Here is a 16,001-nt window from a genome sequence, read left to right on the forward strand (position 1 = left end):
AAACCCCGGCGCGGGCCGGGGTTTTTCACTGTGTCGCCGGACAGGCCTCAGGCCTGCGGTGGCGGTGCGATGGTCTCGCCGGATTCGGCGGCGTCGACATCGCCCTCTTCGTCTTCGTCCAGCGAGGCATCCAGGCGTTCGACCGCCTGCAGCACCTCGCCTTCGGACAGGCGCATCAGGGTCACGCCCTGGGTATTGCGGCCCACCCGCGAGATTTCCGAAGCGCGGGTACGCACCAGGGTACCGCCGTCGGAAATCAGCAGGACCTCGTCGCCGGCGCGCAGCAGCACCGCGCCGATCAGCTTGCCGTTGCGCTCGCTGGTCTGGATGCCGATGACGCCCTGGGTGCCACGGCCCTTGCGCGGGTACTCGGCCAGCGGGGTGCGCTTGCCGTAGCCGTTCTCGGTGGCGGTCAGGATGTAGGCCATGCCGGCGTCGTCGGCGCCGGCTTCCACCACCGCCTCCTCGCTGGCCTCGGCCACGTCCTCGGCGCCCTCGTCTTCGCCTTCGTCCACGCCACCGGCGGATTCGGACACGATCAGGCTGACCACTTCCTCGCCCTCGGCCAGGCGGATGCCACGCACGCCGGCGGCGGTGCGGCCCATCGAGCGCACCTTGTCCTCGGCGAAACGCACGGTCTTGCCGTTGGAGGCGAACAGCAGCACGTCGTTGCCGCCGTCGGTCAGGGCCACGCCGATCAGCGCGTCGCCCTCGTCCAGGCTGATGGCGATCTTGCCGCGCGCCAGGCGGAAGGCGAACTCGGTCAGCGGGGTCTTCTTGACCGTGCCGCTGCGGGTGGCGAAGAACACATAGCGGCCTTCCTCGTAGGCACGCACCGGCAACACCGCCTGGACCTTCTCGCCTTCCTCCAGCGGGATCCAGTTGATGATCGGACGGCCGCGGGCGCTGGAGCCGGCTTCCGGCAACTGGTGCACGGGCAGCCAGAACACCTTGCCGCTGCTGGTGAAGGTCAGCAGGGTATCGTGGGTATTGACCAGCCACAGCTGGTCGATGAAATCCTCTTCCTTGGTCGCCGCCGCGCTGCGGCCACGGCCACCGCGACGCTGGGCGCGGTAGGCGCTGACCGGCTGGCGCTTGGCGTAGCCGGCGTGCGACAGGGTGACCACCACGTCTTCCGGGGCGATCAGATCGAGGATGTCCAGGTCTTCTTCGCTGTGGCGGATTTCGCTGCGGCGCGCGTCGCCGAATTCGGCCTTGACGTTCAGCAGTTCGTCGCGGATGACCTGCAGCAGCACGTCCGGGTTTTCCAGGATGCGGATCAGGCCGGCGATGACCTCCAGCAGTTCCTTGTATTCCTCGGTCAGCTTTTCCTGTTCCAGACCGGTCAGGCGATGCAGGCGCATCTCCAGGATCTGGGTGGCCTGCACGTCGGTCAGCTGGTAGGCGCCGTTGACCAGGCCCACGCCCTTGGGCAGGTCATCCGGGCGCGAGGCCTCGGCGCCGGCGGCCGACAGCAGCGCGCCGACCAAGCCGGGCTGCCAGGTCTTGGCCAGCATGCGCTCGCGGGCTTCCTGCGGGTTGGCCGAGGTCTTGATCAGCTCGATCATCTCGTCGATGTTGGCGAGCGCGACCGTCAGGCCTTCCAGGATGTGGGCGCGGGCACGCGCCTTGCGCAGTTCGAAGATGGTGCGGCGGGTCACCACCTCGCGGCGGTGACGCACGAACGCTTCCAGCATCTGCTTCAGGTTGAGCAGCTGCGGACGGCCGTCCACCAGCGCCACCATGTTGATGCCGAACACCGACTCCATCGGCGTCTGCGAATAGAGGTTGTTGAGCACGACCTCGGCCGATTCGCCGCGCTTGACCTCGATGTAGATGCGCATGCCGTCCTTGTCGGACTCGTCGCGCAACTCGCTGATGCCTTCCAGCTTCTTCTCTTTCACCAGCTCGGCGATCTTCTCGATCAACCGCGCCTTGTTCACCTGGTAGGGAATCTCGGTGACGATGATGGCCTCGCGGCCGGTGCGATCATCGACCTCGATGTCGGCCTTCGCGCGCATGCGCACGCGACCACGGCCGGTACGGTAGCCGGCGATGATGCCGGCGGTGCCGTTGATGATGCCCGCGGTCGGAAAGTCCGGGCCGGGGATGTACTGCATCAGGCCGTCGACGTCGATCTCGGGATCGTTGATCAGCGCGATCAGGCCGTCGATCACTTCCGACAGGTTGTGCGGCGGGATGTTGGTGGCCATGCCGACCGCGATGCCGGCCGAGCCGTTGACCAGCAGGTTCGGGAACCGGGTCGGCATGACCGTCGGCTCCAGTTCCTTCTCGTCGTAGTTGGGCTGGAAGTCGACGGTTTCCTTGTCGATGTCCGCCATCAGTTCGTGGGTCAGGCGCGACATGCGCGCCTCGGTGTAGCGCATCGCCGCCGCGCTGTCGCCGTCGACCGAACCGAAGTTGCCCTGTCCGTCCACCAGCAGGTAGCGCAGCGAGAACGGTTGGGCCATGCGCACCAGCGTGTCGTAGACCGACTGATCGCCGTGCGGGTGGAACTTACCGATCACGTCACCGACGATACGCGCCGACTTGTAGTACGGCTTGTTGCTGTGCGCGCCCAGTTCGTTCATCGCGTACAACACGCGTCGATGCACCGGCTTCAGGCCATCCCGGACGTCCGGGAGGGCGCGTCCCACGATCACGCTCATGGCGTAGTCGAGGTAGCTCTTGCGCATCTCGTCTTCGAGGTTGACGGGGATGATTTCCTTGGCGAGATCAGCCATTCGGGTTCCGTATTCTCAGGTTTTTCGAGCCGAAACCGGCCTGCCGGGACGGAGCCGGCAACGCTAGCGCGGGCGGGGTTTCAGGCAGGTTTTTACAACCTGCGGAGTGTACCACAGACGGGACTTTTCCGCCCGGTTTTCAGCCTCGGAAACAAGCAGTTAGCGCCCCGCGCGGGGTTCCCGCCGGGGCGGCTTCGTCACGTGCGCGCGCTGCCCGGGCAACGGCCGGGCCAGGCGCTGGCCGAGCCCGCGCGGACGCCTCCAGGCGCCCCGGCGAAGGGTCGGGATTCAGCCGAACGCGGCCTTCATCTTCGCCACGGTCGGCGACTCCACCACGCCCTTCTCGGTGACGATGGCGTCGATCAGGCTGGCCGGGGTGACGTCGAACACCGGGTTCCAGGCGGCGATGCCCTCGGCCACCGTGCGGACCCCGCCGATGCCCAGCAGTTCGCCCGGATCGCGTTCCTCGATTTCGATGGCCTCGCCATCCGGTGTCGCCATGTCCACCGTGGACGACGGCGCCACCACCATGAAGCGCGCGCCGTGGTGGCGGGCGGCGATGGCCAGCTGGTAGGTGCCGATCTTGTTGGCGGTGTCGCCATTGGCGCAGATGCGATCCGCGCCTACCACCACCCACTGCACGGCCCCGGTCTTGAGCAGGTGCGAGGCGGCCGAATCGGCGATCAGGGTGGCCGGGATGCCGTCCTGCTGCAGTTCCCAGGCGGTCAGCCGCGCGCCCTGCTGCCAGGGCCGGGTCTCGCCGGCGAACACGCGGCCGATGCGGCCCTGCGCCACGCCGGCGCGGATCACGCCCAGCGCGGTGCCGAAGCCGGCGGTCGCCAGCGAACCGGTGTTGCAATGGGTCAGCACGCCGCTGCCGGCCGCGATCAGGGCCGCGCCCAGCTCGCCCATGTGGCGGTTGGCGGCCAGGTCCTCGTCGGCGATCGCCTGAGCCTCGTGTTCGAGCACCGCGCGCCAGTCCGCGCCCGTGCCGTGCAGGGCGGCGCGCATGCGCGCCAGCGCCCAGGCCAGGTTGACCGCGGTCGGACGGGCCGCATTGAGCCGCTGCAGTGCGGGCTCCAGGGCGATGGAGGCCTGCGTGCCATCGGCGGCCTCGACCGCGCGCGCCGCCAGCACCACGCCCCAGGCGGCGGAGATGCCGATGGCCGGCGCCCCGCGCACGGCCAGTGCGTGGATGGCGGCGGCGACCTCGTCACTGGTCGCGCAGGTCAGGTACTCGACCACGAACGGCAGCTTGCGCTGGTCCAGCAGTTCCAGGGCGTCACCGGTCCAGCGGATCGGACGGATGCGGTCGTAGCGGGCGTAGTCGAAGGCGTCGTTCATCGCGTCATTGTAACGGGCGGAAAAAAGCCCCGCGCGGGCGGGGCTTGTTTTCGACCGCGGTGACGGTGGTCATCACCAGACGCTGAACTCACCGCGGCAACCACCACTCACCCAGATTCCGTTGCGGTCCCAGCCCCAGCTGCGGCCTTCGATGCAGGGCGACTTGGAAATCTGCCGCTCCAGCCGGGCGCCGCGCCGGACGTAGGCATCGCAGCGGCGGGTGCGGTTGTCGTTGGAGTCGCAGCGCACGACGCGGTCGTGGCCGCCCCAGCCCCCGCCGTTGTTGCCGTTCCAGCCGCCGCCGCGTCCGCCCACCTCGAACTCGGCGCGGCAGCCGCCCGACACCCAGATCTGATCGCGCTCGCGGCCCCAGTTGTAACCTTCGGTGCAGCGGGTCCTGGAAATCTGCCGGTGCAGGCGGACATGGCCTCCGCGCGGAATCGGGCAGTTGCGATGGCGTTCGTCGTTGGAATCGCAGCGCACGATCTGGCTGCCGCCATTCCAGCCGCCACCGTTCCAGCCACCATTCCCCCAGCCACCGCCGCCGCCTCGGGTACGGAACTCGGCGCGGCAACCGCCGGTGACCCAGACGCCGTTGCGGTCCCAACCCCAGTTGCGTCCCTCGGTGCAGTAGGTGCGGGACAGGCCACGGATCAGCTCGACGCCACCGCGGGTATCCGCCTGGCAATGACGATACTTGCCATCCCGGGACTCGCAGCGGACGACCTGACCATAACCGTTGCCCGGATAGTAGCCGCGATCCTGCGGCGCGGCGACGGCGGTCGCAGCCACGAAGCCCAGGGACAGGAACGACAACAACGGCAACATCCGATGCATGACGTACGTCGTGGTGAACTTCATGGCGCGGCCATCCGTGTGAGTGGTGTTACGGAAGAATCTACCCGGTCATCATGAATGTGAACCCAAGAAACCGTTTCCTTTCCTTGGGGCGTCCATGAACGTTTGGCCGCCGCTCAGGCTCGCGCGAAATCGAAGCCCAGCACGTCGGCGATGCGCGGGGTTCCGAGCATCGCCATCAACAGGCGATCCACGCCAAGGGCCACGCCCGCGCAGTCCGGGAACCCCGCCGCCAACGCCGCCAGCAGGCGCGCATCGACGGCGGGCGCGGGCCCGCCGCGCGCCTTGCGCACCTCGACATCGCGATGGAAACGGCGCGACTGCTCCTGGGCATCGGCCAGCTCGTGATAGCCGTTGGCCAGTTCCAGCGGACCGAGATAGATCTCGAAACGCTCGGCCACGGGCACATCGTCCGCACGCACCCGCGCCAGCGCGCATTGCGAGGCGGGATAGTCGTACAGCGCCAGCAGTTGATCGTCGGCGAAGGCCGGCTGCAGGCGATGGGTCATCAGCAGGTCCAGCCAGTCGTCGCGCTCCAGCCCCTCGGGATCGACACGCACGTCGCCGAGCGCGTTGCGCAGGACGTCGATCGCATCCAGCATCGGATCGATGCCGAGCATGCCGCGATACAGATCCCGATAGGCCACCCGGCGCAGCCGCGCCCCGCGGCCCACCAGGGCCAGGCAGTCGCGCAGCAGATCCGCGCACTCGTCGATCAGGCGCTGGTGATCCCAGCCCACCCGGTACCACTCGAGCATGGTGAACTCGGGATTGTGGCGTCCGCCGGCCTCGCCATCGCGGAACACCCGGCCCAGTTCGTAGCAGTCGCCCAGGCCTGCCGCCAGCAACCGCTTGAGCGGGAACTCCGGCGAGGTACGCAGCCAGCGACGGCGCGGGCCGGCGTCGACATGACCGCCGAATTCCAGCGAGAACGAGGCGATGTTGGGATCGGTGTTGCCGGCCTGCGACATCACCGGCGTCTCCACTTCCAGCACTTCGCGCGTGGCGAAGAACGCGCGCACGGTGGCATTCAGGCGGGCACGCAGGCGGATCGCCTCGAACGACGCCGAGGGTTGCCAGTTCATGCGTGTTTCGCCAGGAAGGCCAGCAGCTGTGCCTCGTCCCAGATCTCGATGCCCAGTTCCTGCGCCTTGGCCAGCTTGGAACCGGCGGCCTCGCCGGCCACCACCAGGCTGGTCTTCTTCGACACGCTGCCGGCGACCTTCGCACCCAGTGCTTCGAGTTTCCCGCCGGCTTCGTCACGGCTCATCGCCGCCAGGCCGCCGGTCAGCACGACGGTCTTGCCCTCCAGCGGACCGGCCGGCACCGCCTCGCCCTCCGGCGTGATCGCCAGCAGGTGCTCCACCATCTGCCCGGCGTGCGCCAGCAGCTTCGCGTGCTCCGGCACTTCCAGCCAGGTTGCCAGCGCGTTGGCGGATTCGGACGGCAGGCCGGCGCTGACGAACTGGTGCGCGGGTGCGTCCACCAGTGTTTTCACGCGCGGAAAGGCGGCGGCCAGTTGCTCGGCGCGCACGCGGGTAACCTTGGGAATCTCCAGGTCCACCAGCAACGACGCCATGCCCAGATCCGCGCGCAGTTTCGGCTGCGGCGGGTGCGCGTCGGTGAGGGTGACGCCACGCGCCAGCAGATCGTCAATCACCTGCTGGTTGCCGGGCTGGTCGAAGAAATGGCCCAGCGAGCGCGCGACTTCCCCGCCGATGTCGGGCACGCGCTTGAACAGCGGCCACGGCATGCGCCGGATGAGTTCCAGATCGCCGAACCATTGGGCCAGCGCCTTGGCGGTGCTTTCGCCGACATGTTGGATACCGAGCGCGAACAGGAACCGCTCCAGGGTGGTGGTGCGGCTGCGATCGATGGCCTCGATCAGGTTGTCGGCCCACTTGGTCGCGACCTTGCCCGCCTTCACCGTTTCCGGCGTGGTGCCGTCGCGCTCGTCGGCGCGTCGTTTCATTTCCAGCAAGTCTTCGACCGTGAGCCGATACAGGTCGGCCACCGAGGTGACATAGCCCAGATCGCTGAGCACTTCGACGTAGCGCTCGCCCAGGCCTTCGATGTCCATTGCGCGACGCGAGGCGAAATGGCCGATGGCTTCCTTGCGCTGGGCCGCGCAGGTCAGTTCACCGGAGCAGCGCCAGACCGCCTCGCCTTCCTCGCGCACCACCTCCGAACCGCACACCGGGCAGCGGGTCGGCATCGACCAGGGTTGCGTGCCGGGCGGGCGACGCTCCATGACCACGCGCACCACTTCCGGGATCACGTCGCCGGCGCGGCGGACGATCACGGTATCGCCGTTGCGCACGTCCAGCCGCGCGATCTGGTCGGCGTTGTGCAGGGTGGCCCGGGTGACGGTGACCCCGCCGACCTGGACCGGCTGCATCAGCGCCCATGGCGTGACCGCGCCGGTACGGCCGACGTTGACCTCGATCGATTCCAGCACCGTCATCTGTTCCTGCGCCGGGAACTTGTGGGCGATGGCCCAGCGCGGCGCGCGCGAGACGAAGCCCATCTCGCGCTGGCCTTCATAGTCGTCCAGCTTGTAGACCACACCGTCGATGTCGAACGGCAGCGTATCGCGCCGCGCGCCGATGTCGCGGTAGTAGTCGAGCAGGCCGTCGACGCCGTCGACCACGCGGTTTTCCGCGCTGACCGGAAAGCCCCAGTCGCGCAGGCGCGCCAGGGTCTGCGAATGCGTTTCCGGCAGATCGCCGCCCTCGACCAGCCCGACCGCGTAGGCGTAGAACGCCAGCGGACGCTGCGCGGTCATCCGCGGATCCAGTTGCCGCAGTGATCCGGCCGCGCCGTTGCGCGGATTGGCCAATACCTTGCCGCCCTCCTTCAGCGCGCGCTCGTTGTAGGCGCGGAACGCGGCCAGCGGCATGTAGACCTCGCCGCGCACTTCCAGTACCCGCGGCCAGCCCTTGCCGCGCAGGCGCATCGGAATGGCCTTGATGGTGCGCAGGTTGGCGGTGACGTCCTCGCCGGTCGCGCCATCGCCGCGGGTCGCGCCCTGCACGAACACGCCGTCCTCGTAGCGGAGGCTGATCGCCAGCCCGTCCAGCTTGGGTTCGACCGAGAAGAACAGGTGCGGCCGCTTGAGCTTCTCGGCGATGCGGCGGGCGAAATCCCTGACCTCCTGGTAAGGGTCCTGGCCGGGCTCGGGATCTTCCAGGGTGAAGGCATTGCCCAGCGACAGCATCGGAATCGCGTGACGGACTTCGGCGAACCGTGCCGAGGGCGCGTTGCCGACCCGCTGGGTCGGCGAGTCCGGGGTGATCAGGTCCGGATTGGCCGCTTCCAGTTCATCCAGTTCGCGCAGCAGGCGGTCGTACTCGGCGTCCGGGATGTTCGGCTCGTCGAGCACGTGGTAGCGATAATTGGCGTCGTCCAGTTGGCGACGCAGCGCGATGGCGCGATCGGCGGGTGTGGGTGCGGTCATGGCGGGATTCTAAGGCGGCCGGCCGCAAAGCCGGCGTGTTCAAAGCGGCCCCCCCCATTGCCGATCCGGAGGAGCAGGCGAACGGTGGTGGCTCCGGCAAGAACGGCCCGACGCTGCCCGGCATGGCCTGGCGGGACGGCGGTCGCCGCCCGGCCGATTACCAGCGCGGCGGCTTGGTCAGCGGCGGCGCCTCGTGCTGGCGATCGTAGGCGCGCAGTTCTTCGCGGATATGCTGGATGCGCTGGCGGCCCAGGGTGTTGCGGCTGTCGTCCAGGACCACGCCGTTGAGCAGTTCGGCCATGCGCTCGACGTTGGGCAGCAGTTTTTCCCAGGCTTCCAGCGCGCTCACCGGCGCCGGCAGGGTCAGGAAGAACGCGATGGCCGGGGTTTCCATCTCGCGGATGTTGGCCATGTCGAAACTGCCCGGCTGCATGATGTTGGCCATGCTGAAGATCGGGCCGCGTTCGGGATGGCCCTCGATCAGGCGGTGGAACACGTTCATGTGGCCGAAGATCAGGCCGGTCTTTTCCGCCGCGACCACGATGTCCTCGCCGCGCAGCACCTGGCCGGCGCGCGCCGCGACGTACAGCGAGACGATCTTGTCGAAGTCCTGGCTGACCCGCTTGCCCAGGTGGCTGTCGGCCGCGGTGGGCGTGCCGCCGGCCAGGCCGAGCTCGGGCTGGGTGACCTCCTCGCCGGAGTAGTCGCTGTCGGTTTCGTAGGCCGCCTCGTCGGTGGCCAGGCTCGGTTCGACGCGGGCGTTGTCACGTTCGCTGGGTTCCAGCCGCCGGCCCTGGCTGGGCTTCTTGGGGCGGCCGAAGAAGATGATCGCCGCGATCAGGATGGCGCCTGCGATCAGGATGCCGATTCGGAGCATTGCCATGTCGGACACGTCGTGTTCTCCGCCAGGGTTCGTTCAAGGGTCCAGGGTCAGGCCGCGCCAGCCAGGCGTGCCGCTTCATCCAGGTCGACCGACACCAGTCGGCTGACGCCCGGTTCACGCATGGTAACGCCACTGAGCTGGTGCGCGGCTTCCATGGTCGCCTTGTTGTGGCTGACGAACAGGAACTGCACCTTCTCACTCATCTCCTTCACCATGTTGGTGAAGCGGCCGACGTTGGCCTCGTCCAGCGGCGCGTCCACCTCGTCCAGCAGGCAGAACGGCGCGGGATTGAGCTGGAAGATCGCGAATACCAGCGCGACCGCTGTCATCGCCTTCTCACCGCCGGACAGCAGCGAAATGTTGGAGACGCGCTTGCCGGGCGGACGCGCCATGATCGCCACGCCGGTATCGAGCAGATCCTCGCCGGTCAGTTCCAGATAGGCATGGCCACCGCCGAACAGGCGCGGATACAGCGCCTGCACGCCGGCATTGACGCGGTCGAAAGTGTCCTTGAAACGACCGCGGGTCTCGCGATCGATCTTGCGGATCGCCTCTTCCAGGGTCTCCAGCGCGGTGGTCAGATCAACATGCTGGGCTTCCAGGTACTCGGCGCGCTGCGAGGCCTCGCCGTATTCGTGAATCGCGGCCAGGTTGACCGGCTCCAGCCGGCGCATGCGCGAATCGATCTGGGTGACGGCCTGCTCCCACTCGCGGGCGTCGGCCACTTCGGGCAGGGTGTTGATGACGTCCTCGACCACGAAGCCGGCAGCGACGATGCCCTGCGAAAGCTGTTCGGACTTCAACGCCAGCGCCTGCTGGTCCAGCTTGCGCTGGGAGATCCGCTCGCGCTGGGCCAATGCGGCCTCGTCGCGCTGGTGGCGGGTCTGCTCGTACTGGCGCAACTCGTTGTCGATGCCTTCCAGCACCGAGCGTGCCTCGGCCAGCCGGCGATCGGCGTTGACGCGTTCTTCCAGCGCGGCCTGGCGCTGGGCCTCCAGTTCCTGCACCGGCGAATCGCCCTCGCTGAGCTGCAGGGTCAATTCCTCCAGCCGCGAATCGAGCTGGCCGCGCTGGCCACCCATGCGATCCAGCGCCTGGCTCAGGGAGACGATCTGGGTGCGCTGGGATTCCAGCGTCAGTGCCAGCGCATGGGTGGCGTCGCGGGAGGCGCGCGCCGCTTCGCGGGCCAGATCGCGCGCTTCCACCAGTTGCCGGCGCTCGGATTCCAGCGCTTGCCGCGCCGATTCCAGATCGCCCATCGCGGTGACCGCTTCCTCCAGCCGCATGCGCGCCTCGCGGGCCTGCTCGCGGCTGTTGTCCAGGGTTTCCACCAACTGGGCGATTTCCTGATCGATCTTGTCGATGCGCTGGCGGGTCGATTCGACCCGGCCCTGCTGGCTCTGCAACTGGCCGGCCAGTTCGGACACGCCGCGATGCGCCAGGTACAGCGCGCGCTGCGCATCCTCGCGCTGCTGCTCGGCGGCGAGCAATTGGTCGCGCAGGTTGGCCAGGCGTTCTTCCAGCTCGGCTTCGCGGGTCTGCAGCGTTTCGATTTCGGTGCGCAGGCCCTGGATTTCGCGTTCGCGCAGCAGCGCGCCCTGCTTGGCCGCGCCGGAGCGCAGCACCCGCACCCAGCCGGCGCCCAGGCGCTCGCCGCTGCGGGTGATCACCGAATCGCCTTCGCCCAGTTGCGCCTGCAGGCGGCGCGCCTCGGTCAGATCCTCGGCCACGTGCAGGCGCGCCAGCAGGCGGCGCACCGCCGCCGGTCCCTGCACCCGCGCGGCCAGCGATGTCGGCGCGACGTTGAAGTCGGCCTGCGCGTCGGACACCAGCGCGATGCGGCCTTCGCCCAGTTCGCCCAGGGCGTCGACCAGCGATTCCGGCGCATCCACCAGCACGCCTTCAATCAGTTGTCCCAGCGCGCCCTCGACCGCGTTTTCCCAGCCCGGCTCGACGGTCAGCCGCTCGCCCACGCGCGCGGCCGAATCCAGTCCGCGCGCCTTCAGCCAGCTCATCGCCGCGCCCTGCTCCTGGCCCAGCGCGGCATGTTGCAGGGTTTCCAGCGAGGACAGGCGGCCACGGGCTTCCTGGGCGCGCTTGCGCACCTCCGACAGTTCGGTCTGCGAGGCGCGCTGCTGTTCCTGCACCGATGCGGCCGACTGCTTGCGCGACTCGACCTGCTCGCTCAGGGACTCCAGCGATTCCTTCTGGGTGTCGTGCTGGATCTGCAACTGCTCGAAGGCTTCGGCCAGCGCGTCCAGGTCCAGCCCGGCACGCTCGGCGGCCAGGTTCTCGCGGCGGCGCTCGGTCTCCAGCGCCTGCCGATCCAGGTAGTCGACGCGGGTGCGTTCGACCTCGCCGGCGCGGGCGGCTTCGGCCGACTCGCGCGAATGGGTTTCCCAGCGCTGCTGCCAGTCCGACAGCCGGGTCTCGGCGTCGCGCAGGGCGTCCTGCTTGAACAGATCCTCTTCCTGCAACTGCGCCAGTCGTGGCTCGGCTTCCTCCACGCTCTCGCGCAGGACATTCAACTTGGTCTCGTCGCCGCTGATGTGCTGGCCCAGTTCCTGCAGCGCGTTGTGCGCCTCGTCGCGCGCCTTCTTCAGGCGCTCGGCCAGATCGCGCTGGTGCTGCATCTGCTGTTCCAGCCGGGCCAGCGTGCTGCCGACCTGGTAGACCTCGCCCTGGGCCTTGTTGAGACCCTCGGCGGCTTCCTCGCGGCGCAGGCGATCGGTCTCGATGTTGCGCTCGGCCTCGCGCTGTTCGGCGATCAACTGCTGCAGGCGGGTTTCTTCCTGCGAGAGCTTCTCGCGCAGGCCCTGCAGTTGCAGATCCAGGCCGCGGAACTCCAGCGCCTTCCATTCGGCGTCCTTGATCCGGCGCTCTTCCTGCAGGGCCTGGTACTGCTCGGCCTGCTTGGCCTGGCGCTTGAGGTGCTCCAGCTGCTTGCCGATTTCCTCGCGCAGATCGTTCAGGCGATCCAGGTTCTCGCGGGTGTGGCGGATGCGGGTCTCGGTTTCCTTGCGGCGTTCCTTGTACTTGGAGATGCCGGCGGCTTCCTCCAGGTACACGCGCAGGTCCTCGGGGCGGGCCTCGATGATCTGGCTGATCATGCCCTGCTCGATGATCGAATAGCTGCGCGGCCCCAGGCCGGTGCCCAGGAACAGATCGGTGATGTCGCGACGACGGCACTTGGTGCCGTTGAGGTAGTAGTTGCTCTGGCCGTCGCGGCTGACCTGGCGCTTGACCGAGATTTCGTTGAACGCGGCGAATTCGCCGGCGATGGTGTGATCGCTGTTGTCGAAGATCAGCTCGACCGTGGCCTGCGAAACCGGCTTGCGGGCCGAACTGCCGGAGAAGATCACGTCGGTCAGCGAATCGCCGCGCAGGCGGCTGGCGGAGCTTTCGCCCATTACCCAGCGCACCGCGTCGATGATGTTGGACTTGCCGCAACCGTTGGGACCGACCACGCCGGTCATGTTGGTGGGCAGGTGCAAGGTGGTCGGATCGACGAAGGACTTGAAACCGGACAGCTTGATGGTCGAAAGGCGCATGCGGCGATGGTTTTCCGGGCGTCGCGACCGGCCGGCCGGTGCGCTGCCAAATTGTTGGACTGGATGAGGTTGAATCGCCAAATATTTGATTTATATGGCAATCCAATACTGCTCTTGCGGCATTGACCGATGAGTATAACGGGCCCCGGCCCGACGCGGGACCGCAGGCCCCGGCCTTACTCCAGGCCCAGCTCCAGCCGCACTCCGCCTTCATGCGCCGCCGGCCCCTTGGCCGCGTCGATGAACACCCGGGTCGGATCCACCTCCCCGCCGGCCAGCAGGGCCTCCTGCACGGCATTGGCGCGCGACCGTCCCAGCGCGGCCAGTTCGTCGGCGCCGGGCCGGAAACGGGGCAGCAGCGCCTGGCGCAGCCAGGCCACGTCGGCCGCCTGGCGCGCGGCCTTGCGCGCCTTGCGGTCGGGGTCTTCCTGCCCGGCTTTCTCCGCGGTCTCCGGAATGTCCGGCTTGCGACCCAGTTGCTGGCGATAAAGCCCTTCCAGCAGATCCCGCTGGTCCCCCGGCTCCAGCGCCGCGAGCGCGATCGGTTCACCCTCGCGCGCGGCCAGCACGGCGGCATCCAGCCGCTGCGCCGCGATGGCGTCGGCCTCCCCGTCCGGCGCCGTGCCGGCCGGAATGTCCAGGCGCAGTGCGGGCCGTTCGCCCAGCGCCTTGGCCAGCGCGGACAGGCTGGCGCGCGCGGACTCGCCAAGCTCGCTGGAACCGGCGGCGAAGTCGACATAGCGGGCCTGCTCCGCGCCCTTGAACAGCGAACCGATGAAGTCGAACGGCGCGGTCACCGCCTTGACCAGGATGTTCTTCAGGATCTGCCAGACGATCGGCCACATCCGGAAGGTGGGATCGTCGAGCGAGCCGTTGACCGGCAGGTCCAGATCGATCACGCCCTGGCGGTTCTTCAGCAGCGAGGTCGCCAGCCGGATCGGCAGCGAGACCTTCTCCTTGCTCTCGGTCGCCTCGCCCCACTCCAACTGGTCCAGCACCACATGGTGGGCCGCCTCCAGCTTGCGGTGGTCGATTTGGTAATGCAGTTCGGTGCTCAGCTTGCCCTTGGCGATGGCGTAGCCGGCGAACCGGCCGGAGTACGGATTGAAGATGGGCAGATCGATGTTGCGGAAGCTCATCTTCAGATCGGTGCGTTCGTCGTAGGCGAACGGATTGAGCGTGCCGGTGATGTCCACCGGTGAGAAACGGTTGACCACCTGCCCGTGCAGGTCCACCCGGGCCTGCGCGGACGCGGCGGTGGAGAGTCCGCGGACATGCCCGCGCAGGGCGGCGATGTCGGCGCGGAAACCGGGATCCATCGAGGTGTCGGCGAAGGCCATGGTGCCGTTCTCGATCTGCAGATCCTCCACCCGGATGGTCATCGCCGGCCCGCTTGCCTTCGCCGGCGCGGACGCGGGGGTGGCGAACAGCCGGCTCAGGTTGACGGTGCCATCCGGTTCGATTGCCACGATCGCGAACGGCCTGCGCATCAGGACGCGGGCGATCTGCAGGCGATCCGGCGCCTGCGCATAGCGCAGGCCGCTGACGTCGACCTGGTCCCAGGCCATGACCTGCCGCTTGCCCGCACGCTCCAGCAGCGAGAAGCCATCGATGCGACCGGCGCCGGTGAACGCCAGCGCGGCGCCCGCCTCGCCGGTCCCCGGCACGCTCAGATCGCCGTTCGCGCTGAGGGTGCCGGAGCGCAGTTCCAGGGCGGGAAAGTCCGGCAGGTAGGCCAGCACGTCGCGCAGCGGCAGGCCGGCCAGATCCAGTCGCAGGCGGGCGGCGGCGCTGGCCGGCACCACTTCGCCTTCCAGGGCCAGGCGGGTCTTGCCGTTGACGGTGGCGCTGGCCCGCAGCGGCACCGGCCGGGCCATGTCCAGACTGATGTCGCGGGCGCTGGCGGACAGCCCCTGAAGATGGAAGCGGCCGGCCGGTCGCACCGCCCGGTCCTGCACCTCCACCTCGGCGTCTTGCACCGCGACCTCGCCCAGGCTGAATCGCCACGCGGGCGCGGGGTCCGGCGGTGAAGCCGATGGCGGTGGCGATGCGGCGGGCGTGGCCGGAAACAGGCGTTGCAGGCTGAGCGTGCCGTTCGCCTCGCGGGTCAGCGCGGTGCGCAGTCCGTCCACGCGCAGGGCGGTGGCGATGACCTCGCGCTTGCCCAGCGAGAACCGCGCGCCTTCCAGCGCCACCCGCCCCAGGGTGGCGGTGTCGCGGGCTTCGTCGCGGACCCGCACGCCGACGCCGTTGGCCTGCGCGCGCGACAGGCTCGCCTCCAGCAGCGTGCCGGCTGTGGTTCCGGCGGCGAAACGGTACTCGCCGGCGACATCGAAACGGCCACCGTGCAGCGCGAACGGCAGCGCTTCGCTGAGGAAGGCGTACGCCGTGTCCACTTCCAGGTTCGCCGCGGCCAGAGTGCCGAAAGAGGCGAACGGGCGCAGCGAAAGCTGGCCACGCCAGTCGAACCGTTCCCCCTGATCGCCACTGGCCGCCAGATGGAAGCCGCCGCCTTTGCCGTTGCCGGACGTGGTGCGGAAATCACGCAGCTCGAAACGCAGGGGTGCCAGCCGCTTGCTGGGCTGCAGGCGCCGGCTGTGATCGGCGAAATCGACCACGCCATCGGCGACGGCGAGGTGCTCGATCAAGACCTCCGGCGGCGGGCTGTCGTCCTGCTTGCGGGGTACCAGATCGGCGAGGTTGAGCGAACCGTCCGGCCGCACCACCGCCTGCACGTAGGGCCCTTCCAGGGTCACGTCGCGGAAGGTCCAGGCACCCTGCCACAACGAAGAGATCTGGAAATCGACGACCAGCCGGCGCAGGCCGACCAGCGGCTTCTGTCCGGCCTTGGGCGATGGCTCTTCGATGGCGAGCGCGTTCGCCTCGGCGCGGAAGGTGAACGGGTTGAACCGCAGTTCGCCCATGCGCAGCGATTTGCCCAGTTCGTCGCGGACATAGTCGGTGGCCTCGGACCGGGCGAAACGCGGCAGCCACCAGAAACCCGCCAGTGCGTACACCCCCACCGCGAGCAGCGGCAGGGCGATGACCCAGGGCAATCGACGACGGATCCAGCCCAGCATGACCTGCTCCTTGGTGGCGCCAGCTCCCGCGCGGCGGATGCCGGGTGGAGCGGGACGACGGGGCCGGCGAACGGGCCAATCGTC

The 16,001-nt window shown here is 68.6% G+C and carries 8 protein-coding genes; all 8 read right to left on the bottom strand.

Annotation, left to right across the window (positions count from 1 at the left end; all coding sequences use genetic code 11):
* Positions 1-47: 47 nt before the first annotated feature.
* Complete coding sequence (gene gyrA / locus AC3DE2_RS06405; protein WP_488425518.1) at positions 48-2,744, bottom strand: DNA gyrase subunit A; 2,697 nt, start codon at positions 2,742-2,744, stop codon at positions 48-50.
* A gap of 288 nt (positions 2,745-3,032) precedes the next feature.
* Positions 3,033-4,088: an S-methyl-5-thioribose-1-phosphate isomerase gene (gene mtnA / locus AC3DE2_RS06410; protein ID WP_488425519.1), complete on the bottom strand. Its 1,056-nt coding sequence runs from the start codon at positions 4,086-4,088 to the stop codon at positions 3,033-3,035.
* 72 nt (positions 4,089-4,160) lie between these two features.
* Positions 4,161-4,949: a DUF3011 domain-containing protein gene (locus AC3DE2_RS06415; protein WP_488425520.1), complete on the bottom strand. Its 789-nt coding sequence runs from the start codon at positions 4,947-4,949 to the stop codon at positions 4,161-4,163.
* A gap of 113 nt (positions 4,950-5,062) precedes the next feature.
* On the bottom strand, positions 5,063-6,031 hold the full coding sequence (epmA, locus tag AC3DE2_RS06420; protein ID WP_488425521.1) for an EF-P lysine aminoacylase EpmA: 969 nt from the start codon (positions 6,029-6,031) through the stop codon (positions 5,063-5,065).
* Entirely contained in the window at positions 6,028-8,403 is a 2,376-nt protein-coding gene (gene ligA, locus AC3DE2_RS06425) for an NAD-dependent DNA ligase LigA (protein WP_488425522.1), read from the bottom strand. The genes epmA and ligA overlap by 4 nt, the downstream gene beginning before the upstream one ends.
* A 157-nt stretch (positions 8,404-8,560) precedes the next feature.
* On the bottom strand, positions 8,561-9,295 hold the full coding sequence (gene zipA, locus AC3DE2_RS06430; protein WP_295377629.1) for a cell division protein ZipA: 735 nt from the start codon (positions 9,293-9,295) through the stop codon (positions 8,561-8,563).
* A gap of 38 nt (positions 9,296-9,333) precedes the next feature.
* Entirely contained in the window at positions 9,334-12,837 is a 3,504-nt protein-coding gene (gene smc / locus AC3DE2_RS06435; protein WP_488425523.1) for a chromosome segregation protein SMC, read from the bottom strand.
* A gap of 176 nt (positions 12,838-13,013) precedes the next feature.
* A complete protein-coding gene (locus AC3DE2_RS06440) occupies positions 13,014-15,917 on the bottom strand; it encodes a DUF748 domain-containing protein (RefSeq protein WP_488425524.1) in 2,904 nt (967 codons plus the stop codon).
* Positions 15,918-16,001: the final 84 nt, after the last annotated feature.

Source organism: Pseudoxanthomonas sp. 68-E7, from assembly GCF_057773145.1.